This is a genomic window from Amycolatopsis sp. cmx-8-4, assembly GCF_046548675.1.
Classification (GTDB): domain Bacteria; phylum Actinomycetota; class Actinomycetes; order Mycobacteriales; family Pseudonocardiaceae; genus Amycolatopsis.
In genome coordinates, this window is record NZ_JAEBDZ010000002.1 from 470,459 (window position 1) to 491,397 (window position 20,939).

Annotated in this window: 20 protein-coding genes; 8 read left to right on the forward strand and 12 right to left on the reverse strand. The window is 71.0% G+C overall.

Features of this window, described 5'->3' with window-relative positions; all coding sequences use genetic code 11:
- The first annotated feature begins 16 nt into the window (after positions 1-16).
- The 3 genes from cysD to ACLJQZ_RS04960 all read left to right on the forward strand — a co-directional run bounded on the left by cysD (position 17) and on the right by ACLJQZ_RS04960 (position 4,022).
- Positions 17-949 carry a sulfate adenylyltransferase subunit CysD gene (cysD, locus tag ACLJQZ_RS04950; RefSeq protein ID WP_410618851.1) on the forward strand — a complete coding sequence of 311 codons (933 nt, stop codon included), beginning with the start codon at positions 17-19 and terminating at the stop codon, positions 947-949.
- Positions 949-2,760 (forward strand): adenylyl-sulfate kinase, encoded by a 1,812-nt coding sequence (cysC, locus tag ACLJQZ_RS04955; RefSeq protein WP_410618852.1) that lies wholly within the window; start codon positions 949-951, stop codon positions 2,758-2,760. The genes cysD and cysC overlap by 1 nt, the downstream gene beginning before the upstream one ends.
- Before the next feature lie 107 nt (positions 2,761-2,867).
- Entirely contained in the window at positions 2,868-4,022 is a 1,155-nt protein-coding gene (locus tag ACLJQZ_RS04960) for a trypsin-like serine peptidase (protein ID WP_410618853.1), read from the forward strand.
- Here the strand turns inward: ACLJQZ_RS04960 and ACLJQZ_RS04965 are convergent.
- The 3 genes from ACLJQZ_RS04965 to ACLJQZ_RS04975 all read right to left on the reverse strand — a co-directional run bounded on the left by ACLJQZ_RS04965 (position 4,019) and on the right by ACLJQZ_RS04975 (position 6,858).
- Positions 4,019-4,672, reverse strand: coding sequence for a response regulator (locus tag ACLJQZ_RS04965; RefSeq protein ID WP_410618855.1), 654 nt, complete (start codon positions 4,670-4,672; stop codon positions 4,019-4,021). The two genes, ACLJQZ_RS04960 and ACLJQZ_RS04965, sit on opposite strands and share 4 nt — an antisense overlap.
- The gene (locus tag ACLJQZ_RS04970; RefSeq protein ID WP_410618856.1) at positions 4,669-5,886 is read right to left on the reverse strand and encodes a sensor histidine kinase; all 1,218 of its coding nucleotides are present in this window, start codon (positions 5,884-5,886) and stop codon (positions 4,669-4,671) included. The genes ACLJQZ_RS04965 and ACLJQZ_RS04970 overlap by 4 nt, the downstream gene beginning before the upstream one ends.
- Positions 5,887-6,315: 429 nt before the next feature.
- Positions 6,316-6,858, reverse strand: a complete 543-nt coding sequence (locus ACLJQZ_RS04975) for a snapalysin family zinc-dependent metalloprotease (protein ID WP_247049221.1) — start codon at positions 6,856-6,858, stop codon at positions 6,316-6,318.
- Between the two features lie 184 nt (positions 6,859-7,042).
- Between ACLJQZ_RS04975 and ACLJQZ_RS04980 the strand changes: the two genes are divergently transcribed.
- Positions 7,043-8,986 (forward strand): ABC1 kinase family protein, encoded by a 1,944-nt coding sequence (locus ACLJQZ_RS04980; RefSeq protein WP_410618857.1) that lies wholly within the window; start codon positions 7,043-7,045, stop codon positions 8,984-8,986.
- Here the strand turns inward: ACLJQZ_RS04980 and lepB are convergent.
- Positions 8,910-9,674: a signal peptidase I gene (gene lepB, locus ACLJQZ_RS04985; protein ID WP_410618858.1), complete on the reverse strand. Its 765-nt coding sequence runs from the start codon at positions 9,672-9,674 to the stop codon at positions 8,910-8,912. The genes ACLJQZ_RS04980 and lepB overlap by 77 nt on opposite strands.
- 29 nt (positions 9,675-9,703) lie before the next feature.
- Positions 9,704-10,036 (reverse strand): YnfA family protein, encoded by a 333-nt coding sequence (locus ACLJQZ_RS04990; protein ID WP_410618859.1) that lies wholly within the window; start codon positions 10,034-10,036, stop codon positions 9,704-9,706.
- 18 nt (positions 10,037-10,054) lie between these two features.
- Between ACLJQZ_RS04990 and ACLJQZ_RS04995 the strand changes: the two genes are divergently transcribed.
- A complete protein-coding gene (locus ACLJQZ_RS04995; RefSeq protein ID WP_410618860.1) occupies positions 10,055-10,849 on the forward strand; it encodes a DUF4184 family protein in 795 nt (264 codons plus the stop codon).
- On the opposite strand, the gene ACLJQZ_RS05000 is transcribed toward ACLJQZ_RS04995, so the two are convergent.
- The 7 genes from ACLJQZ_RS05000 to ACLJQZ_RS05030 are packed head-to-tail and all read right to left on the reverse strand — an operon-like array spanning position 10,839 to position 17,352.
- A complete protein-coding gene (locus ACLJQZ_RS05000) occupies positions 10,839-11,234 on the reverse strand; it encodes a metal-sulfur cluster assembly factor (protein ID WP_247049216.1) in 396 nt (131 codons plus the stop codon). The genes ACLJQZ_RS04995 and ACLJQZ_RS05000 overlap by 11 nt on opposite strands.
- On the reverse strand, positions 11,231-11,680 hold the full coding sequence (gene sufU, locus ACLJQZ_RS05005) for a Fe-S cluster assembly sulfur transfer protein SufU (RefSeq protein ID WP_247049215.1): 450 nt from the start codon (positions 11,678-11,680) through the stop codon (positions 11,231-11,233). Before sufU ends, ACLJQZ_RS05000 begins: the two co-directional genes overlap by 4 nt.
- On the reverse strand, positions 11,677-12,993 hold the full coding sequence (locus ACLJQZ_RS05010; RefSeq protein WP_410618861.1) for a cysteine desulfurase: 1,317 nt from the start codon (positions 12,991-12,993) through the stop codon (positions 11,677-11,679). The genes sufU and ACLJQZ_RS05010 overlap by 4 nt, the downstream gene beginning before the upstream one ends.
- Before the next feature lie 43 nt (positions 12,994-13,036).
- Positions 13,037-13,807 (reverse strand): Fe-S cluster assembly ATPase SufC, encoded by a 771-nt coding sequence (gene sufC / locus ACLJQZ_RS05015; RefSeq protein ID WP_410618862.1) that lies wholly within the window; start codon positions 13,805-13,807, stop codon positions 13,037-13,039.
- Positions 13,808-13,856: 49 nt separating this feature from the next.
- Positions 13,857-15,065, reverse strand: a complete 1,209-nt coding sequence (gene sufD / locus ACLJQZ_RS05020) for a Fe-S cluster assembly protein SufD (protein ID WP_410618863.1) — start codon at positions 15,063-15,065, stop codon at positions 13,857-13,859.
- Positions 15,066-15,067: 2 nt separating this feature from the next.
- Positions 15,068-16,516 carry a Fe-S cluster assembly protein SufB gene (sufB, locus tag ACLJQZ_RS05025; protein WP_247049211.1) on the reverse strand — a complete coding sequence of 483 codons (1,449 nt, stop codon included), beginning with the start codon at positions 16,514-16,516 and terminating at the stop codon, positions 15,068-15,070.
- Positions 16,513-17,352: a helix-turn-helix transcriptional regulator gene (locus ACLJQZ_RS05030; RefSeq protein ID WP_410618865.1), complete on the reverse strand. Its 840-nt coding sequence runs from the start codon at positions 17,350-17,352 to the stop codon at positions 16,513-16,515. The genes sufB and ACLJQZ_RS05030 overlap by 4 nt, the downstream gene beginning before the upstream one ends.
- A gap of 143 nt (positions 17,353-17,495) precedes the next feature.
- Between ACLJQZ_RS05030 and mptB the strand changes: the two genes are divergently transcribed.
- The 3 genes from mptB to ACLJQZ_RS05045 are packed head-to-tail and all read left to right on the forward strand — an operon-like array spanning position 17,496 to position 20,839.
- A complete protein-coding gene (gene mptB, locus ACLJQZ_RS05035) occupies positions 17,496-19,127 on the forward strand; it encodes a polyprenol phosphomannose-dependent alpha 1,6 mannosyltransferase MptB (RefSeq protein WP_326954675.1) in 1,632 nt (543 codons plus the stop codon).
- Between the two features lie 6 nt (positions 19,128-19,133).
- Positions 19,134-20,060, forward strand: a complete 927-nt coding sequence (locus ACLJQZ_RS05040; RefSeq protein ID WP_410618867.1) for an ABC transporter ATP-binding protein — start codon at positions 19,134-19,136, stop codon at positions 20,058-20,060.
- 53 nt (positions 20,061-20,113) lie between these two features.
- Positions 20,114-20,839 (forward strand): ABC transporter permease, encoded by a 726-nt coding sequence (locus tag ACLJQZ_RS05045; RefSeq protein WP_410619061.1) that lies wholly within the window; start codon positions 20,114-20,116, stop codon positions 20,837-20,839.
- Positions 20,840-20,939 lie beyond the last annotated feature (100 nt).

Consider the following 20,939-nt stretch of genomic DNA (forward strand, 5'->3'; position numbering starts at 1 on the left):
GACCGATGACAAGAACATGTTCTACTTTTTTCGAGTGTCCGTGACCTCGTACGAGCTGTCGCACCTGGCCGCGCTCGAAGCGGAGGCCGTGCACGTCTTCCGCGAAGTCGCGGCGACCTTCGAGCACCCCGTCCTGCTCTTCTCCGGCGGCAAGGACTCGGTGGTGATGCTGCACGCCGCCGCGAAGGCGTTCTGGCCGGCGCCGCTGCCGTTCCCGGTGCTGCACGTCGACACCGGCCACAACTTCGACGAGGTGCTGCGGTTCCGCGACGAGACCGTCGCCTCCCTCGGCCTGCGGCTGCACGTCGCGAGCGTGCAGGACGACCTCGACGCCGGGCGCGTCGTCGAGGAGACCGGCCCGCGGGCCAGCCGCAACCGCCTGCAGACGGCCACGCTGCTGCGCGCGATCCGCGAAGGCGGCTTCGACGCCGTGTTCGGCGGCGCCCGCCGGGACGAGGAGAAGGCGCGAGCCAAGGAGCGCGTGTTCAGCTTCCGCGACGAGCACGGCCAGTGGGACCCGCGGGCGCAGCGGCCCGAGCTGTGGAACCTCTACAACGGGCGGCACCGGCGCGGCGAGCACATCCGCGTCTTCCCGCTGTCGAACTGGACCGAGCTGGACATCTGGCAGTACATCCGCGACGAGCGGATCTCGTTGCCGCCGTTGTACTACGCGCACCGCCGCGAGGTCGTCCAACGCGACGGCATGCTGCTCGCGGCGACGCAATTCCTGTCCCTTGTGGACGGTGAGACGCCGTACGAGGCGACCGTGCGGTTCCGCACCGTCGGCGACGCGACGTGCACCGGCTGCGTCGAATCGTCGGCGGCGACTCCGTCCGAAGTGGTCGCCGAAGTGGCCGCGACGCGGATCACCGAGCGGGGCGCGACCCGCGCCGATGACCGGATTTCCGAGGCAGGCATGGAAGATCGCAAGCGGGAGGGCTACTTCTGATGCAGCTGCTGAGGATCGCCACCGCGGGCAGCGTGGACGACGGGAAGTCCACGCTGATCGGCCGGCTGCTGTTCGACTCGAAGGCGATCTTCACCGACCAGCTCGCCGCCCTCGAACGCACGAGCCGCGAGCGCGGCGAGGACTACCCGGACCTCGCGCTGCTCACCGACGGCCTGCGCGCCGAACGCGAGCAGGGCATCACGATCGACGTCGCGCACCGCTACTTCGCCACGCCCAAGCGGAAGTTCATCATCGCGGACACGCCGGGCCACCTGCAGTACACGCGGAACATGGTGACCGGCGCGTCCACCGCCGACCTGGCGCTGGTCCTCGTCGACGCGCGCAAGGGCGTCCTCGAGCAGTCGCGACGGCACGCGTTCCTCGCGTCGCTGCTGGGCATCGGGCACCTCGTGGTGTGCGTCAACAAGATGGACCTCGTCGGCTGGTCGCAGGAGCGGTACGACGAGATCCGCGAGGACTTCCGGCGGTTCGCGATGAAGCTCGACGTCGCCGACCTGACGTTCGTCCCGGTCTCGGCGCTGCACGGCGACAACGTCGTCCACCGCAGCGCCAGCATGCCGTGGTACGAAGGGACTTCGCTGCTGCACCAGCTGGAAGAGGTGCACGTCGCCTCCGACCGCAACCTGATCGACGCGCGGTTCCCGGTGCAGTACGTGATCCGGCGGCCGGACTTCCGCGGTTACGCGGGCACCATCGCCGGCGGCGTCTTCAAGGCGGGTGACGAAGTCGTCGCGCTGCCGTCCGGGTTCACCACCGAGGTGCGCGCGGTGTGGGGCCCGGGCGGAACGCCCCTGGACGAGGCGTTCACCGGACAGGCCGTGACCGTCGAACTGGCCGACGACCTCGACCTCGGCCGCGGCGCGATGCTGTGCCGGCCGGGCAACCGCGCGGAGTCGGCCCGCGAGGTCGACGCGCTGGTCTGCTGGTTCTCCGAGCGGGCCGAGCTGACGCCGGGCGCGACCTACGTCGTCCGGCACACGACCACCGAGACACGCGGGTCCGTGGAGCGGCTGGACTACCGCCTCGACGTCACCACCCTGCACCGCGACGAGACGGCGGAGTCGTTGGGGCTCAACGACATCGGCCGGATCCGGCTGCGCACCCGCGCGCCCCTGCTGTTCGACGCCTACCGCCGCAACCGCGCCACCGGCGGGTTCCTGCTGGTCGACGAGCACACCGGCGACACGGTCGCGGCCGGGATGATCACCGGCGCCGCGGCGTCTCCAGTCGTCTGGCACACCACGGCGGTGCGCCGCGAAGACCGGCCGACCCACGGCGCGACGGTGTGGCTGACCGGCCTCTCGGCGTCAGGCAAGTCGTCGGTGGCGGTGGAACTGGAACGCCGGCTCGTCGCGGCGGGCCGTCCGGCTTACCTGCTGGACGGCGACAACCTGCGCCACGGGCTCAACGCGGGGCTCGGGTTCAGCCCGGCGGACCGCGCGGAGAACGTCCGGCGCGTCGCGGAGGTCGCCAAGCTGTTCGCGGACGCGGGTGTCATCGCGATCGCGTCGCTGATCAGCCCGTACGAAGCCGACCGGCAGCTGGCGCGGGAGGCGCACGGCGATCTGCCGTTCGTCGAGGTCTTCGTCGACACGCCGCTGGAGATGTGCGAGGCGCGCGACCCGAAGGGGATGTACGCGAAGGCGCGCGCCGGGGAGATCACCGGGTTCACCGGCATCGACGCGCCGTACGAGCGTCCGGTGTCCCCTGACCTGGTGCTGCGTCCCGGCGACGGCGACCCGGCCACGATGGCGGCGGCGATCCAGGCCCTGCTCGACGACGTCGGCTGACCGCTGCCCGTCCGGGCGGACTCGCGGTCCGGATGTATTTTTGCGGCCTTCGGAGCGCTCTTCCGGACGAACCGCACGCGGCGGTTCGGACCTGCGAGGGAGCGACCATGACCGACGGACCGTGGAGCCAGACCCGGCTGCTCGAATTCGAGCCCGAAGACGAAGGCGAGGACACCCGGCCCTGGGGTGTGGTGACCGAGTCGGCCCACGCCCTGTGGACCGGCGGCGGCCGCGACGTCGAGGTGGTGCGGAGCGCCGCGTACGACGGCGCGTTCACCCTGCGCACCGACGGGCCCGTCCTGTACGGCCTCCCCGGCGTCGAGGCGAACGAGGGCGAGGTCCGCACCCGCACGGCGGACCAGCGCGCGGACCGCGCTCGCCGTCAGGTCCGGGCCGACGCCCCCACGGGCGCGCCGCACCGGCCGAAGGGCGTCCCGCTGGGCATCCACCCGAAGACGACCACGTCACTCGGCCCGACGCGGCGCGGCATCACCTCCCGCGGCACGAAGACCCTGTTGTCGGAGAACCACAGCACGATCATCGACGGCGAGTCCCGGTCGCTGGTTTACCCGTCGGCGTACCCGTACACCGCGGTCTGCAAGCTGTACTGCAGCTACCAGCCGACCCCGGGCGGGAGCTGGGTCACCACGTCCGAGGCGACCGGCTACCTGATCGGCCGGAGCACGCTGATGACCAGCGGTCACGTGGGCCCGCCGACGTCCGGGCCGTGGCAGATCAAGGTCATCCCGGCGTGCTGGAACGGCCAGTCCGTGTTCGGCGCCGGCCTGGTCAGCTACGTCCGCAGCTACTGGTCGTGGAACTCGGACTCGGGCAGCGACATCAAGGTCTGCCAGCTGTGGGACCCGATCGGGGACAACGTCGGCTACTTCGGCTACCGCGGGTACAACAGCGCCTGGGAGGACGGGGACTACTGGACGATGGCGGGCTTCCCGTACGACGTCAGCCTGACGTCGATGTCGTACGAGCCGGCCATCGCCGTCCGCGACGACGACGATGGTGACGACATCACCGTCAACGGCACGAGCTACGACACCACCCAGGTCGAGAGCGACGCCGACGAGGCGTCCGGCGTGTCCGGCGCGCCCTTGTGGGGTTGGTGGGACGACGGCCCGTACGCGATCGGCGTGCACCACGGCGTCGAGCACGACGGGACCATCTTCGGCACGGAGACGCTCTCCTGCGCCTCCGGCGGCGCGGGCTTCACCCAGGCCGCGAGCTGGGCCCGCGGAATGTGGGGCTAACCCGCCGGCGTCACGAACCCGGAGTCGTAGGCGCGGACGACGGCCTGGGTGCGGTCGCGGGCCCCGAGCTTGGCCAGTACGTTGCCGACGTGGGTCTTCACGGTCTGGATGCCCAGGTACAGCTCGGTCGCGATCTCCACATTGGACAGTCCGGCGGCCATCAGGCGCAGCACTTCGCGCTCCCGCTCGGTCAGCCCGGCACTCGCCAGGCCGTCGCCCGCCGGCGACGGCGAGTGCCGGGCGGCCAGCTTGCGGATCGCCGCCGGGAACAGCAGCGACTCCCCCGTCACCACGGTCCGGATCGCCGCGACGATCTCCTCCGGGCGGGCCCGCTTGAGCAGGAACCCGCTGGCGCCGGCGACGAGCGCGTCGTAGACGTAGTCGTCGTTCTCGAAGGTGGTCACCACGATCACCTTCGGCGGACTATCCACAGTGGACATCAGGTGCGTGGTGGCGCGGATCCCGTCGACCGCGGGCATCCGGACGTCCATCAGGACGACGTCGGGGCGCAGCCGGGCCACCAGCCCGGGCACCTCGGCGCCGTCGGCGGCCTCACCCAGCACGGCGAGGCCGGCTTCGCTGTCGATGATGGCCTTCAGCCCGGCGCGGATAAGCGGTTCGTCGTCGACCAGCAGCACCCCGACGTTCATCGCCCGCTCCCCCACGGCACCCGCACCACGACCTCCCACCGCTCGCCGGCCCGCCCGGCCGTCAGCTCGCCACCGAGCACCGCCGCCCGTTCGGCCATCCCGCGCAGGCCCCGGCGGCCCGCCCGCGGCGTCGCGCTGCCGAGCGGGTTGCCGACCCGGGCGACGAGACCGTTCGCCGCGACGTCGACGTCCAGCGTCACCGGGACCTTACCGGCGTGCCGCACGGCGTTGGTCAAGCATTCCTGCAGGATCCGGTACACCTCGCGCGACACCACCGGCGGCACGGCGGCCAGCTCGCCGTCGACGTCGGCGGTGACCTCGGTGCCGGCCAGCCGCGTCGCTTCGAGGAGGTTCGGCAGCTCGGTCAGCGACGGCTGCGGCGTCCGGCCCGCGGCTTCCTCGCGCAGCAGCCCGAGCACGTGGTCGAGGTCGTCGAGCGCGGTGCGGGCCGAGTCCTCGATGGCGCCGAGCGCGCGTTCGGTGAAGTCAGGATCGGTGCGCAGCGTCCGCCGGGCGGCGCCGGCCTGGATCGAGACGACGCTCAGCGCGTGCCCCACCGAGTCGTGCAGCTCCCGGGCCAGCCGGTTGCGCTCGGCGAGCTGCTCGGTCCGCCGTTCCAGCTGGGCGATCCGGTCCGCGGCGGTCATCCCGAGCAGCCGTTGCGCGGCCAGCCGCAGCAGCGCACCGACCACCCACACGGCGTAGATCAGCACCACCACGGCGATCGCGAAGGCGACCGGGATCCACGCGGAGGCCCACCCCTTCGGCACGGTGACCTCGGCCTCGCCCTGGATCAGCTTGCCGGTGAACACGGCGCTCACGGAGAGCCCGAAGGCGACGGGCGCGGCGAGGCTGAGCAGGCTGACACCGCACCCGACGAGCACGTGGACCGCGAACATCACGGCGGCCCGGACACGCCCCGGCCGGGTGTGCGGTTTCGCGGGCGCGCCCGGAGCGGGGTTGTCGAGCAGCTCACGGACAGCGGTGGACTCGAGCACGTGCACGGCGGGCAGGAACGCGGTCCCGGCCACGACGAGCAGCGTGACGACGGCCCCGATCCCGACGGCCCGGTCCAGCGTGGTCGTGAAGGGCAGCAGCGACGGCACGGCCACGGCGGCGAAGAGCAGGTAGGGCACGCTGATCGCCCCGCCGAGGACGAGATACACCCAGCGGCGGTAGGTAGCCCTGCTCACCAGCGGCCGGAGTACACGCACGAGCCGATCTTCGCAGGCCGGCGCGCCGGCTGCCTCCCTCTCGCGATGGAGGCGCTCCCGGCCTCGCCGGATCGCGGGGCGCTGCTCGGCCGCACCGGCAGTCCCACGAGCCACAACCGCACCGGTCGTGAGTGTTCAGGGCGGTTCTAACCCGACTAGACACTCACGACGCCCGGTCGCGACGCCTCGCCGGCGCCCTCAGCCGCGCGACCCACGACCGCCACTGCGCGGCGTACGTCGGCGAGAGCCTGTCCGCCGGATCCGGGCTCGCGGCTCCCGCTCCCGAGTCGAAAGCAGCCCCCGCCCTCTCCGGGGGGTCGGCCCCGCTTCCAGCGTATCGGGACCCACCGACGGAAGCGCCGGAAAGCCGCCGGCGGCGCCTGGTTGTCCACATCTCGCTCACCCTGTGGGCAACCAGGCGCGAAGCGGCTAGTAGGCGACCTGGCGGGTCTCCGCCGTGCGGGCCGCCGCGAAGCCGTTCCTCCACAGCGACTGGACCTTCGCCGCCTCCGCCGCGGACGGCTTCGCGTTCTTGCACGCCGTGCCCGGGCCGTGGCCGGACATCAGCTCGGTGCACGGGCCCGTGTAGTCGTCCGGCAGGCCGAGGTTGTGGCCCAGCTCGTGCGCGGCGATGCGCGTCGGGTCGAAGCCCTCGGCGACCTGGCTGGTGTCGAGGTAGATGTCGCCGCGGCCGTGGCCGTTCGTGTTGGTGTACGAGCCGCCGCTGTGGATCTCGTGGAACACCACCGTGGCACCGCTGCTGCGCTTGACCAGCTTGACGTCGGTGACCACGGCGTTCCAGTTGGCCGCGCCCTGGTCGATCTGGGCGAGGTAGTCGGCCGCGCCGGACGAGTTGTAGTACACCGTCGTGACCGCGGCGGGCGCGGCGGAAGCGGTGGTGAGCCCGGCGCCCAGGGGCACCGCGACCGCGGCGGCCAGCACCAGGACCCGGCCGAGCAGACGTCCGTTCATCGTGTCTCCTTTTGTCCGTTTAGAGAACACTTCACCGTAGTTCGCGCGGTCAGGTTAGAAGTCGACGTCGGCCGGGGGCCACGGCCGAAAGTAGCTCCCTCGCGGGAGGGAGCCGGGTCCCGCCGCTGCGTGAGCCCGCCGACGACGCCGCCGTGATCTGCTCGGCCACGGCGAAAGGGAACCGATGAACTTCTTGCTGGGCCTGCTGACCCTCCCCGTGTACGTCCTGGTGCTGTGGCCGCTGGTCGCCGCGTCGCGCCGGGTGCTCGGCGTGCGCATCGGCGCCGTCCGCGCGCTGTGCGGCGCGGCGTTCGGCTGGCTCGTCGCCGGCGGTGTCGCGCAGGCGTTCCCGAAGTCGTTGCCCGGCCACGGCGCCGCGTTCCTCGGGCTGCTGATCCCGTTGGCGGGCAGCGCTTTCCTCGCGACGCTCGTCTTCCTGTTCGTCGCCGAGATGGCGTTCCCGGGCGGTCTCGGCCTGGGCCGGCTCCGCGCCGCGTACGCCCGGGTTTCGCGCGCCCGCCGGTACTCGCAGATCAGCCGGATCGCGATCAAGCACGGCCTCGGCCGGTACCTCGCGGGCCGCCGCGAACCCGGCCTGGCGCCGGGACGGCAGGCCAAGCTCGCCCGCTCACTGCGCCGCGCGCTCGAGGAAGGCGGCGTGACGTTCGTGAAGCTCGGCCAGCTCCTGTCGACGCGCGCGGACCTGCTGCCCGCGGTCTTCGTCGAGGAGCTCGGCAAGCTCCAGGACCAGGTCGCGCCCGCTCCGGCCGACGCCGTCCGGGCGGTGCTGGAAGCCGAGCTCGGCGGCTCGCCCGACGACGTCTTCGCCGAGTTCGACCCGGAACCCCTCGCGGCGGCGTCGATCGCGCAGGTCTACAAAGCACGGTTGCGCAGCGGCGAGGACGTCGTCGTCAAGGTCCAGCGCCCCGGCGTGCGGGAGCAGGCCGAACGCGACGTCGACATCGTCCGCCGCGTCGCCACCGCCCTGGAGGAACGGGCGGACTGGGCGCGCTCGCTGGGCGTCGCCGAACTCGCCGACGGCTTCGCCACGGCCCTGGCCGAAGAGCTGGACTTCACCATCGAGGCCCGCAACATCGCCGCCGTGGCCGCCACTTCCGGCCCGGACGTCGCGCTCCCGACCGTCCACAAAGCACTGTCCACTGAGCGCGTACTGGTGATGTCCCGGTTGCGCGGCAAGCCCTTGGAGACGGCGCCCGCGTCCGAGCGCGACCGGCTCGCGAAGTCGCTGCTGCGCTGCCTGCTCGACCAGGTGATGATCGGCGGCGTCTTCCACGCCGACCCGCACCCGGGCAACCTCCTGCTGCTGACCGACGGCCGCCTCGGCCTGCTCGACTTCGGCTCGGTCGGCCGCCTCGACGCCGGGCTGCGCGGCGGTCTGCAGAACCTGGTGCTGGCCCTGGACCGCGGCGACCCGGCGGGCCTGCGCGACGGGCTCCTGGAGATCGTCGACCGCACCGGCGACATCGACGAGCAGCGCCTCGAACGCGCACTCGGCGCCCTGCTCGCCCGCCACTTCGGGCCCGGCCGCACGCCGGACCTCGCCCTGTTCACCGGCCTGTTCCGGGTGGTCGCGGACTTCCGGCTGAGCGTCCCGCCGCCGGTGGCCGCGGTGTTCCGGGCGCTGGCCACGATCGAGGGCACGCTGTCGGCGCTGTCCTCCGGCTTCGACGTCGTGGCCGAGTCCCGCGCGTTCGCCGTCGAGCAGGTCGGCGCCGGCCTCCGCCCGGGCTCGCTGGGCCGCACCGCGGTCACCGAGCTGACGGCGCTGCTTCCGGTCCTGCGCCGCATCCCCCGCCGCGTCGACCGGATCGGGGCCGCGCTGGAGGAGGGCCGGCTGTCGGTGAACGTCCGGCTGTTCTCCGACGAGCGCGACCGCGACGTGGTGACGAGCCTGGTCCACGAGGTCCTGCTGGCCTTCGTCGGCGCGGCAACGGGTCTGATGGCGGTGTTCCTGCTGACCGGCACGACCGGCCCGCGGCTCCTGCCGGAGCTGACGCTGAACCAGGCCTTCGGCTACAACCTGCTGGTGATCAGTGCACTGGTGGGGCTGCGGCTGCTCTTCGTCGTCTTCCGGCGCTCCGGACAGCGCTCACGATCACGCCGATGAGCCCGCCGACGAACAGCACGATCCCGCCGGCGATCCACCAGCGCAGCGTGGGCAAAGTCGAGTCGGAGTACGGGGTTCCGGACAGGCCCGCGTCGGTGAAAGCGGTCGTCGGGGTCAGCGGCTGCGGAGTGATCACGGTGCCGGTCGCGACGACGAACCCGATGACCCCGGACAACCGCACGGGACCGCTGAACCGCGAGTCGTCGGAGTTGCCGCGGTTGTCACCCTCGACGAAGATCGCGCCGTCGGGCACCTTGGCGGAGAACCCGAAGAGGGCGTCGTCGCCGGGGTTGAGGTAGGGCTCGGTGATCGGCTCGCCGTTCACCGAGAGAAGCCGGTCGGTGCAGCAGGCGACGGTGTCCCCGGCGATCCCGACCACGCGGAAGACGCTGACGCCCTCGTGGCTCGGCTGGGCGAACGAGCCGGCGTCGATGGCGACGAGGTCCCCGCGGTGCACCTCGGTGTCGGTCGCCCGGCGCACCACGAGCTGGTCACCGGGCACCAGGGTCGGGCTCATGTGCGGGTCCGGGATCTTGTACGCCTCGTACCCCACCATGATCCGGCCGACGCCGTAGACCCCGGCGGCCACCCCGAGCACCGCGACGACGATCATCAGGAGCAGCACCTTGGACACGCCGGAGCGCTTCGGCGGAGCCGGTGGTGCGGGCGGGAAAGCGGGTTCGGTCACGAAGATCTATCGGGACACAGTGGACAGCGTTACCCCGTCCGGGGCGCGTACATGATCACCGCGACGCCCGCGAGACACAGCAGCGCGCCGATGACGTCGTAGCGGTCCGGGCGGTAGCCGTCCGCCACCATTCCCCAGGCCAGCGACCCCGCCACGAAGACTCCGCCGTACGCGGCGAGGATGCGGCCGAACTGGGCGTCCGGCTGGAGGGTGGCCACGAAGCCGTACAGGCCCAGCGCCACGATGCCGCCGCCGATCCAGATCAGGCCGCGTTGTTCGCGGACGCCCTGCCAGATCAGCCAGGCGCCGCCGATCTCGAAGACGGCCGCCGCGAGGAACAGCAGGATCGACCGCAGGAGCACACCGGGATACTAGCTCCCGTGCCGTTCACGCTGAGTCATCCCGCCGCCGTGCTCCCGTTGGCGAGACGGCCGCTGGTGTCCTCGGCGCTCGTTGCCGGTTCCGTCGCGCCGGACGTCTTCTGGTTCGTGCCACGGCTTCCCGGGGTCGGCCTCACCAAGACCCACGAACTGACCTCGGTCCTCTGGCTCGACCCGCTTCTCGCGCTGGTGATCCTCGCGCTCTTCCAGGTCCTCCTGAAGCGACCGCTGCTGGCCCTGGCCCCGAAATCGCTGGCCGAACGGCTCCCCCGTCACTTCAGCTGGAAGCGGCCGGGCTGGATCGCGCTGTCGCTGGTCATCGGCGCCGCGACCCACGTCGGCTGGGACGCCTTCACCCACGAGAACGACGGGTTCGCCTTCCTGCGGATCCCGCTCTTCACCGGCGTCGACGTCGGACGCCTGATCCAGCTCGTCAGCACGATCGCCGGGGCCGGGATCCTCGTCTGGTGGCTGCGGAAGTGGTACCGCGCCGCGCCCACCAAGCCGGCGCCGAGAGCCACCCGCCACCGCAGGCCGGTGGTGGCGCTCCTCCTCGTCGGAGCGCTGGCCGGCGTCCTGACGAGCGTCCTGCCGTTCCTGGCCCACCACGACCCGATGACCCGCGCGGGCGTCGTCGGCAACGCGACCTACCTGCTCGCCACCGGCGCCTGCACCGGGTTCGCCGTCGCCCTCATCTTCTACGCGCTGGCCTGGCACGCGCGGTACAGGTCGTTATACACAAAGCGGGCCACCCCGGAGGGTGACCCGCTCGATGCGACGGAAGTCAGACGGTGAAGCCGAGGGCGCGCAGCTGCTCGCGGCCGTCCTCGGTGATCTTCTCCGGGCCCCACGGCGGCATCCAGACCCAGTTGATCCGGAAGTCCTTGACGAGGCCGCCCGACGTCAGCGCGGCCGACGTCTGGTCCTCGATGACGTCGGTCAGCGGGCAGGCCGCCGACGTGAGCGTCATGTCGATCGTCGCGCTGTTGTCCGGCTCGACGCGGATGTCGTAGACGAGGCCGAGGTCGACGACGTTGATCCCGAGTTCCGGGTCGACGACGTCGCGCATGGCCTCCTCGACGTCCTCGAGCTTCGCGAGCTCGATGTCCTGCGTCGCGGTGGTCTCGGCGTCGAGGTCGGCGGCGGTGCGCCCCTCACGAGTGGCGGTCTCTTCGGTCATGCTTTCTCAACTCCACTGGTGGTCCGGGCGACGGCGTCCTTGAAGGCCATCCAACCGAGGAGGGCGCACTTGACCCTGGCCGGGTACTTGGCGACGCCCGCGAAGGCGATGCCGTCCTCCAGCACTTCCTCGTCCGGTTCGACCTTTCCCTTGCCCTGCATCAGTTCGACGAAGGCGTCCATGGTGGTGAACGCTTCCTCGAGGGTGTGCCCCACGACCAGGTCCGTCATGACCGACGTCGAGGCCTGGCTGATGGAACAGCCCTGGCCGTCGTAGGAGACGTCGGCGACCTTCCCGTCGTCGAGCTTGACCCGCAGCGTCACCTCGTCGCCGCAGGTCGGGTTGACCTGGAACGACTCGGCGTCGAAGGGATCCCGCAGGCCGCGGCCGTGCGGGCGCTTGTAGTGGTCCAGGATGATCTCCTGGTACATGCTTTCCAGGTTCACTGCGTCACCTCTTGGGCCACCCCGAAGAACTTCTGGGCCTCGCGAACACCCGCGACCAGGGCGTCCACTTCGGACAGCGTGTTGTACAGGTAGAACGACGCCCGCACGGTCGCCTGCGCGCCGTACGCCCGGTGCAGCGGCCACGCGCAGTGGTGGCCGACGCGGACGGCGATGCCGAGGCTGTCGAGCACCTGGCCGGCGTCGTGCGGGTGCACGCCGTCGATCACGAACGACACGGTCGCGCCGCGGTCCTTCAAGTCGGTCGGCCCGACGATCCGGACGCCCGGGATGGCGCCGATGCCTTCGAGGGCGGCCGCGGCGAGCTCGTGCTCGTGCGCCGCGATCCGGTCCATGCCGATGGCCGAGAGGTAGTCGACGGCCGCGCCGAGGCCGATGGCCTGCGACGTCATCGGCACGCCCGCCTCGAACCGCTGCGGCGGCGGCGCGAAGGTGGAGCCCTCCATGCGGACCATCTCGATCATCGACCCACCGGTGAGGAACGGCGGCATCGCCGAGAGCAGCTCGGTACGTCCGTAAAGGACACCGATGCCGGACGGGCCGAGCATCTTGTGGCCGGAGAACACCGCGAAGTCGACACCCAGCGCGTGGAAGTCGACAGCACCGTGTCCATACAAACCATGCGGCACCGACTGGCAGGCGTCGAGCACGGTCAGCGCGCCGACGGCCTTCGCCTTCTCGACGAGCAGCGAGACGGGGTTGACCGTGCCGAGCACGTTCGACTGGTGCGCGAACGCGACGACCTTGGTCTTCGAGGTGATGAGTTCGTCCACATCGGACAGGTCGAGCCGACCGTCCGCGGTCACCTTGAACCACTTCAGCGTGGCCCCGGTGCGCTGGCACAACTGCTGCCACGGCACGAGGTTCGCGTGGTGCTCCATCTCGGTGATGACGATCTCGTCGCCCGGGCCGACCCGGAAGCGCGAGGCTTCCGGACCGGCCGTGGCGGCGTTGCTCATCGAGTACGCGACGAGGTTGATGCCCTCGGTCGCGTTCTTGGTGAACACCAGCTCCTCCGGGTCGGCGCCGACGAACTCCGCGACCTTGGCGCGCGCGGACTCGTAGGCGTCGGTGGCCTCTTCGGACAGCTGGTGCGCACCGCGGTGGACGGCGGAGTTCGACGTGAAGACGTAGTCGCGTTCGGCGTCGAACACCGGCGTCGGGCGTTGCGACGTCGCCCCGGAGTCCAGGTACACCAAGGGTTTCCCGTCGCGAACGGTGCGCGACAGGATCGGGAAGTCGGCGCGCAACGCGGCGACGTCCAAGGGAACAGAGCTGGCCGAGGTGGTGGTCATCGGGCCGACTCCTCTCGTTCTCGGTGTAGTACTGGGAAAAGCGTCAGAGCGCGGCGGGCTCGGGCTTGCCGGCGTACTTGACGTAGCCGTGCTCCTCCAGCTCGTCGGCCAGCTCCTTGCCGCCCGACTCGACGATCTGGCCGCCGGCGAAGACGTGCACGAAGTCCGGCGTGATGTGTCGCAGGATCCGGGTGTAGTGCGTGATCAGCATGACGCCGACCTCGCTCGAAGCCTTGTAGGCGTTGACCCCCTCGGACACGACGCGCAGGGCGTCGACGTCGAGACCGGAGTCGGTCTCGTCGAGGATGGCGAACTTCGGCTTGAGCAGCGCCAGCTGCAGGATCTCGTGGCGCTTCTTCTCGCCGCCGGAGAAGCCCTCGTTGACCGAGCGCTCGGCGAACTCCTGCGAGATCTCGAGCTTGCCCATCTCCTCCTTGACCTCCTTGACCCACAGGCGAAGCTTGGGAGCCTCGCCGCGGACCGCGGTGGCCGCGGTGCGGAGGAAGTTGGACATCGAGACGCCGGGGACCTCGACCGGGTACTGCATCGCCAGAAATATTCCAGCCCGCCCGCGCTCGTCGACGCTCATCTCGAGGACGTTCTCGCCGTCCAGCAGCACCTCGCCGGAGGTCACCTGGTACTTCGGGTGGCCGGCGATCGCGTAGGACAGGGTGGACTTGCCGGAGCCGTTGGGGCCCATGATCGCGTGGGTCTCGCCCGACTTGATCGTCAGGTTCACACCCTTGAGGATCTCCTTGGCGCCTTCGTCGGTGTTGACCGAGGCGTGCAGGTCCTTGATTTCCAGGGTAGCCATTCTTCATTCCCTAAATCTGCGGTGGCCTAAAAGTCTGCGGTGGACGGCGTCAGGCGCCAACGGCTTCGAGCTCGGCCTCGATCGCGGCTTCGAGGCGCTCGCGCACCTCGGGGACGTCGATCTTCACCAGGATCTCGTGGAAGAACCCGCGCACGACCAGCCGGCGGGCGGCTTCTTCGGCGATCCCGCGCGACTGCAGGTAGAACAGCTGCTCGTCGTCGAACCTTCCCGTCGCGCTCGCGTGGCCGGCGCCTTCAATCTCGCCGGTCTCGATCTCCAGGTTCGGCACGGAGTCCGCGCGCGCACCCGGCGTGAGGACCAGGTTGCGGTTGAACTCGTAGGTGTCGGTGGCCTCGGCCGCGGCCCGGATCAGCACGTCCCCGATCCACACCGTGTGCGCGCCCTCGCCCTGCAGCGCGCCCTTGTAGCCCACGCGCGACTTGCAGTTGGGCACCGCGTGGTCGACGAAGAGGCGGTGCTCCTGGTGCTGGCCGCCGTCGGCGAAGTAGACGCCGAGCATGTCGACGTCGCCGCCCTTGTCGGCGAAGGTCGCCGTCGGCGAGACGCGGACCAGGTCACCGCCCAGGGTGATCACGGTGTGCCGCAGCGCGGCGTCGCGGCCCAGCTTCAGGTGCTGCTCGGAGACGTGCACCGCGTCGTCGGCCCAGTCCTGGACGCTGACCACGGTGACCTTGGCGCCGTCGCCGATGACGAACTCGACGTTGTCGGCGTAGGTGCCGGAGCCGACGTGGTCGAGCACGACGACGGCTTCGGCGAACGCCTCGGCGCGGACCTGCAGGTGCCCGTAGGCGACCTTGCCCTCGCCCGGGCCGTGGATGCGCAGCACGGACGGCTTGGACGCCTTGGTCTCCTTGGGCACCGTCACGACGGTGGCCTTGGTGAACGAGGAGTAGGCCTGCGCGGCGATGCGGTCGCTCGGCACGCCGGCCTGGCCGAGGCGCGAGTCGTCGCGGCCGACGGTCTCGATGGTCAGCTCGGGGGCGGCGTCGAGGACGAGGGTGATCTCGCCGGTGGCGGGCGCGCTGCCGTCGTGCAGGCCGCGCAGCCGCTTCATCGGCGTGAAGCGCCAGTTCTCCTCACGGCCGCCCGGGACCTCGAAGGCCTCGACGTCGTAGGAGGTGAAACGCTCCGCGCGGGAGGCCGCCGGAATGACCGTGCTGGTGCCTCCATCGCCGGCGGGCGAGGCGCCCTCGCGTTCTGAGAGAGCCTCGGAAACGTTGTTCTCGGTAACCGACATGTCTAGCCGACGGACCCTTCCATCTGGAGCTCGATCAGGCGGTTCAGCTCGAGCGCGTACTCCATCGGCAGCTCACGCGCGATGGGTTCGACGAACCCGCGCACGATCATCGCCATCGCCTCGGCCTCGTCGAGGCCGCGCGACATCAGGTAGAACAGCTGCTCTTCGCTGACCTTGGACACCGTGGCCTCGTGGCCCATGGACACCTCGTCGTTGCGGATGTCCACGTACGGGTAGGTGTCCGAGCGCGAGATCGTGTCGACCAGCAGGGCGTCGCACACGACGCTGGAGCGCGAGTGGTGCGCCCGCTTCGCCACGCGGACCAGGCCGCGGTAGGAGGTGCGGCCGCCGCCGCGCGCCACCGACTTCGACACGATCGTCGAAGAGGTGTACGGCGCGAGGTGCTCCATCTTGGCGCCCGCGTCCTGGTGCTGGCCCTCGCCCGCGAACGCGACCGAGAGGACCTCACCCTTGGCGTGCTCGCCCATGAGGAAGACCGACGGGTACTTCATGGTCACCTTGGAACCGATGTTGCCGTCGATCCATTCCATGGTCGCGCCCTCTTCGCACTTGGCGCGCTTGGTGACCAGGTTGTAGACGTTGTTCGACCAGTTCTGGATGGTCGTGTAGCGGCAGCGGGCGCCCTTCTTGACGATGATCTCCACGACCGCCGAGTGCAGCGAGTCGGACTGGTAGATCGGCGCCGTGCAGCCCTCGACGTAGTGCACGTAGGCGTCTTCGTCGACGATGATCAGGGTGCGCTCGAACTGGCCCATGTTCTCGGTGTTGATCCGGAAGTAGGCCTGCAGCGGGATGTCCACCTTGACGCCCTTGGGCACGTAGATGAACGAACCGCCGGACCACACCGCCGTGTTCAGCGCGGAGAACTTGTTGTCGCCGGCCGGGATGACCGAGCCGAAGTACTCCTCGAACAGCTCCGGGTGCGTCTTGAGCGCGGTGTCCGTGTCCAGGAACAGCACGCCCTGCTTCTCGAGGTCCTCGCGGATCGAGTGGTAGACGACCTCGGACTCGTACTGGGCCGCGACACCGGCGACGAGGCGCTGCTTCTCCGCCTCGGGGATGCCCAGCCTGTCGTACGTGTTCTTGATGTCCTCGGGCAGCTCTTCCCAGCTCGTGGCCTGCTTCTCGCTGGAGCGCACGAAGTACTTGATGTTCTCGAAGTCGATCCCGGAGAGGTCCGCGCCCCAGTTGGGCATCGGCTTCTTCTCGAAGAGCTTGAGCGCCTTGAGTCGTGCTTCGCGCATCCACTCCGGTTCGGACTTCTTCCCGGAGATGTCGGTGACGACATCCTCGTTCAGCCCGCGACGGGCGCTGGCGCCCGCTACGTCGGAGTCGGCCCAGCCGAACGCGTACTTGCCCAGGGACTCGATGGTCTCTTCCTGGCTCAAGGGCGCGGTGGTGGGAGTGCGCTGCTCGGCAGCGGCAGTCATGCGGGTTTCCCTCCATTCGGGATCCGTGCTGTGCGCCCAGAGGGCCGCGGCTCCGCCGCCCTCGAAGGCTTTGTGCTGACCGGCTCGGGATGGGCCGGTTGACCCGCCGAAGCGGGTACGTGGGTGGTGCACACGGAGTCACCGCGTGCGATGGTCGCCAGCCGCTGGACGTGGGTGCCCAGCAGCTTCGCGAACGCCTCGGTCTCGGCCTCGCACAGCTGCGGGAACTCCGCGGCCACGTGGGCGACGGGACAGTGGTGCTGGCAGAGCTGAGCGCCGACGTTCTGACCGGGAGCCGGGGTGCCGACCTGACGGGTCGACGCAGCGTAGCCCTCCCTGGTCAGCGCGGTCGCCAAGGCCTCCGCGCGCGCCGCCGGATCACTCGATCCGGTGATCGCCAGGCGGTGCGGCTCGACCAGCGACGCCACGCGACGCTCGGCGAAGGCGCGGACGGCGTCCTCGCCCGCGTGCTCGGCGAGGAAGCGGATGGCGGAGACGGCCAGATCGTCGTAGGCGTGCCCGAACCGCGCGCGACCGGCCTCGGTCAGCAGGAAGAGCTTGGCCGGACGGCCCCGGCCCCGGGGTCCACGCCGCGGCGCGTCCCGGGTCTCGGCTTCGCCGTCCGCCAGAAGCGCGTCCAAGTGCCTGCGGACGGCCGCCGGGCTGATCCCGAGCTGCTCGGCGACGACCACGGCGGTCATGGGACCCTGTTCCAGGAGCAGCCGGGCGACCTCACTGCGGGTCTTGCCCTCGGCGCTGACCTGCGACGGGACGGCGTTGACCGCGGTGCGGGGCGTGTCGCCACCCACCTGGTCCGCTGCCGCCGTCTTTTTCACAACACAAGTGTGTCTTATTTCCCGGCGGACGGCAAAGGCGGGGTCTTCGGCAGTGACCCGACTCACGCCGCACCGGCGGCGATACCCTGGCTCCCGTGGCTGTGGGCGAACTGGGTGAACATCCTGCACGGCAGGACCGGCAAGTGGCGGACATCGTCACCGGGAGTGCGCATCCGGTGACGCTGTCGCCCGTCGAGCCCCGGGTGCCGCTTCCCCTGGAGGGTGACGAGCGGCGCGCGCTGAACGTCGTCCGGCGGTTCGGCACGGTCGGGTCCCTCTTCCTCGCGCTGGGCTCCCTCGGCGCCGGCGCCGCACCGGTGATCAACCCGGTGCAGGAGATCCCGGTGCTGCGGCTGTTCACCCGCATCCCCACCGTGTCGCTGGCCATCGCCATCTCCGGCATGGGCATCCTGGTCCTCAGCTGGCTGATGCTCGGGAAGTTCGCCCGCCCGGACCGCGCGCGGCTCGCGTCGCAGGGCCAGCTCGCCCGCACGATCGCGCTGTGGGTGCTGCCGCTGCTGGTGATCCCGCCGCTGTTCTCCCGCGACGTCTACAGCTACCTCGCGCAGAGCGAGATCGTGCACCGCGGGATGGACCCGTACACCCTCGGCCCGGCGCAGGCCCTCGGCGTCGCCGACCCGTTCACCGCGGGCGTGTCGAACATGTGGCGCGAGACGCCGGCGCCGTACGGCCCGCTGGTGCTGCGCCTCGGCGGCTGGCTCGCGCCGATCTCCGGCCAGAGCATCGCGATGGGCGTGCTCCTGCAGCGCGTGCTGGCACTGGCCGGGGTGGTCCTCATCGTCTGGGCGCTGCCGCGGCTGGCCCGCCGCTTCGGCGTCCAGCCCGCGACCGCGCTGTGGCTGGGCGCGCTCAACCCGCTGCTGATCTTCCACTTCGTCGCCGGCGCCCACAACGACGCGCTGGCCATCGGCCTGATGCTCGCCGGGCTGGAGGTGGGCATCCGGCGGCTGCCGATCCGGGTCAAGGGCGACACGCCCCCGCCACTCGCGCGCGGCGAGCTGCTCTACATCGGGCTCGGCGTCGCGCTCATCACGCTCGGCGTCGCGGTGAAGCTGCCCGCGGTGTTCGCGCTGCCGTTCTTCGCGGTGATGGTCGCGCGGCGCTGGCACGGCCGGCTCAAGGACCTGTTCCTGGCCGGGGCGCCGATGGCGGCGTGGTTCGGCGTCGTGCTGGTCGTGGTCTGCTTCGGCTCCGGGCTGGGCTTCGGCTGGCTGGGTGCGACGTTCAACACGCCCGGGCTCGTGCGCGCCTGGATCTCCCCGACCGCGGAGCTGGCGAACCTCTCCGGCGTGCTCGGCATCGCGCTCGGGCTGGGCAACCACACCAACGCGCTGGTGCCGATCCTCGGCGCGCTCGGCTATCTCGTCGCCGTCGCCATCACCTTCAAGTTCCTCTGGGACAGCTTCAAGTGGCGTTACCGGCCGATCATCGGCCTCGGCGTCTCGCTCGGCGCGGTGATGATCCTGCAGATCAACCTGCAGCCCTGGTACGTGCTGTGGGCGGTGATCCCGCTCGCCGCGGCCGCCGGGACCTCCCGGTTCCGGGTGGCCGCGACGGTGCTGTCCGCCGCCCTGCCGTTCCTGCTCCCGCCCACCGGCAGCACCTTCGACGGCCGCCCGTACGTGCTGCCGTTCGCCTACGTCGCGGCGATCGTCGTGTGCGGCGCGGGCATGCTCGTCGTGCGGCGTCTCGCGCCCGTCCTGCTCTCCAGGCCGTCCCCGCGGCTGCCCGCGCAGGCCGACGCCGTATCGTGACGCGATGTGAGTGCCCCCGCCGTCGAGATCACCGGGCTGGTGAAAAGCTACGGCTCCACCTGCGCGGTCGACGGTCTCGACCTGCGCATGGAGCGCGGCGCCCTGCTCGCCCTGCTCGGCCCGAACGGGGCCGGCAAGACCACCACCGTCGAAATCTGCGAAGGCTTCCTGCGGCCTGACGCCGGTTCGGTGCGCGTGCTCGGCCTCGACCCGCACCGCGAGTCCGCCGCCCTGCGCCCCCGGCTCGGGATCATGCCCCAGGGCGGCGGCGCCTACCCGGGTGTGCGCGCCGACGAGATGCTCAAGCTCGTGGCCTCGTGCGCCGCGTCGCCGCTGGATCCCGCCTGGCTGCTGGACATCCTCGGCCTGGCTTCGGTGCGCCGGACGCCGTTCAAGCGCCTCTCCGGCGGCCAGCAGCAGCGCCTTTCGCTGGCCTGCGCGCTGGTCGGGCGCCCCGAGCTGCTGTTCCTGGACGAGCCGACCGCGGGCATGGACCCGCAGGCCCGGCGCCTGGTCTGGGACCTGCTGGCCGCGCTGCGCGCCGACGGCGTCTCGGTGCTGCTGACGACCCACCTGATGGAAGAGGCCGAAGCGCTGGCCGACACCGTGGTGATCATGGACCACGGCAAGGTCGTCGTCTCCGGCGCGCCGCACGCCCTGACGATCGACGAGAGCGGCACCGCGGGCCTGCGGTTCAAGGCCCGCACCCGGCTCGACACCAAGCTGCTGGCGGCCGCGCTGCCGGAGGGCTACGACGTGCGCGAGTCGGCGCCGGGGACCTACGTCGTGGTCGGCTCGGTCGACCCGCAGGTCGTGTCCACGGTCACCGCCTGGTGCGCCCAGCAGGGCGTGCTGCCGGAGGAGCTGCAGGTCGGCCGGCGCACGCTCGAAGAGGTCTTCCTGGAGCTGACCGGACGGGAGCTGCGGGCGTGAACTTCGAGGCCGGCACCTTCACCCCCGCCCCCGGGCGCGGGTCGCTCGGGCGGATGCTGCGGACGCACGCGCGGGTCGAGGCGAGCCTGACGCTGCGCCACGGCGAGCAGGTGCTGCTGACCCTGCTCATCCCGCTGGCCCTGCTGATCGGCCTGTCGCTGCTGGACATCCTGCCCGCGTCCCAGCTCGGTTCGACGTCCAAAGTGGACTGGATCACCCCGCGGATCCTGGCGCTGGCGGTGATGTCGTCGGCGTTCACCGGCCAGGCCATCGCCCTCGGCTTCGACCGCCGTTACGGCGTCCTGAAGCGGCTGTCGGCGACGGCGTTGCCGCGCTGGCTGCTGGTCGCGGGGCGGCTCATCGCCGCGCTGGTGGTGGTTCTTCTCCAGGCCGTGGTGATCGGCGTGGTGGCGGCGTTCCTGGGTTGGTCGCCTTCGCTTTCCGGGCTTTTGTCGGCGGTTCTGCTGCTGGTGCTGGGGACACTGGCGTTCGGCGCGCTGGGCGTGCTGCTGGGCGGGGCGTTGCGCGCGGAAGCCGTGCTGGCGCTGGCGAACATCGTCTGGTTCGTGCTGCTGCTGGCGGGCGGCATCCTGCTGGCGCCGTCGGCGCTGCCGTCCGGGATGGCGGTGGTCGTCGAGCTGCTGCCGTCGGGAGCGTTGGCCGAGGGCATGCGCGCGGCACTGGTGGACGGGTCCTTCGCGCTCGGGCCGATGGCGGTCCTGGTGGTCTGGGCGGTCCTCGCGGGCGCGCTGGCAACCCGCACCACGAAGCTCACCTGAGGTCCGGTCCCGAACGCCCCAATGTGGCGTTGGGTGCGTCCAACGCACCCAATGTGGCGTTCGGTGCGTCCAACGCACCCAACGCCACATTGGGGCGCAT

Excerpts from the sequence above, each read along its gene's own strand:
- sufB (WP_247049211.1), bottom strand. The coding sequence starts at position 16,516 with ATGACTGCCGCTGCCGAGCAGCGCACTCCCACCACCGCGCCCTTGAGC.
- cysC (WP_410618852.1), top strand. The coding sequence starts at position 949 with ATGCAGCTGCTGAGGATCGCCACCGCGGGCAGCGTGGACGACGGGAAG.
- ACLJQZ_RS05010 (WP_410618861.1), bottom strand. The coding sequence starts at position 12,993 with ATGACCACCACCTCGGCCAGCTCTGTTCCCTTGGACGTCGCCGCGTTG.
- ACLJQZ_RS04980 (WP_410618857.1), top strand. The coding sequence starts at position 7,043 with ATGAACTTCTTGCTGGGCCTGCTGACCCTCCCCGTGTACGTCCTGGTG.
- sufC (WP_410618862.1), bottom strand. The coding sequence starts at position 13,807 with ATGGCTACCCTGGAAATCAAGGACCTGCACGCCTCGGTCAACACCGAC.
- cysD (WP_410618851.1), top strand. The coding sequence starts at position 17 with ATGTTCTACTTTTTTCGAGTGTCCGTGACCTCGTACGAGCTGTCGCAC.
- ACLJQZ_RS04965 (WP_410618855.1), bottom strand. The coding sequence starts at position 4,672 with ATGAACGTCGGGGTGCTGCTGGTCGACGACGAACCGCTTATCCGCGCC.
- ACLJQZ_RS04960 (WP_410618853.1), top strand. The coding sequence starts at position 2,868 with ATGACCGACGGACCGTGGAGCCAGACCCGGCTGCTCGAATTCGAGCCC.
- sufD (WP_410618863.1), bottom strand. The coding sequence starts at position 15,065 with ATGTCGGTTACCGAGAACAACGTTTCCGAGGCTCTCTCAGAACGCGAG.
- ACLJQZ_RS05045 (WP_410619061.1), top strand. The coding sequence starts at position 20,114 with ATGCTGCGGACGCACGCGCGGGTCGAGGCGAGCCTGACGCTGCGCCAC.
- ACLJQZ_RS04975 (WP_247049221.1), bottom strand. The coding sequence starts at position 6,858 with ATGAACGGACGTCTGCTCGGCCGGGTCCTGGTGCTGGCCGCCGCGGTC.
- ACLJQZ_RS05000 (WP_247049216.1), bottom strand. The coding sequence starts at position 11,234 with ATGACCGAAGAGACCGCCACTCGTGAGGGGCGCACCGCCGCCGACCTC.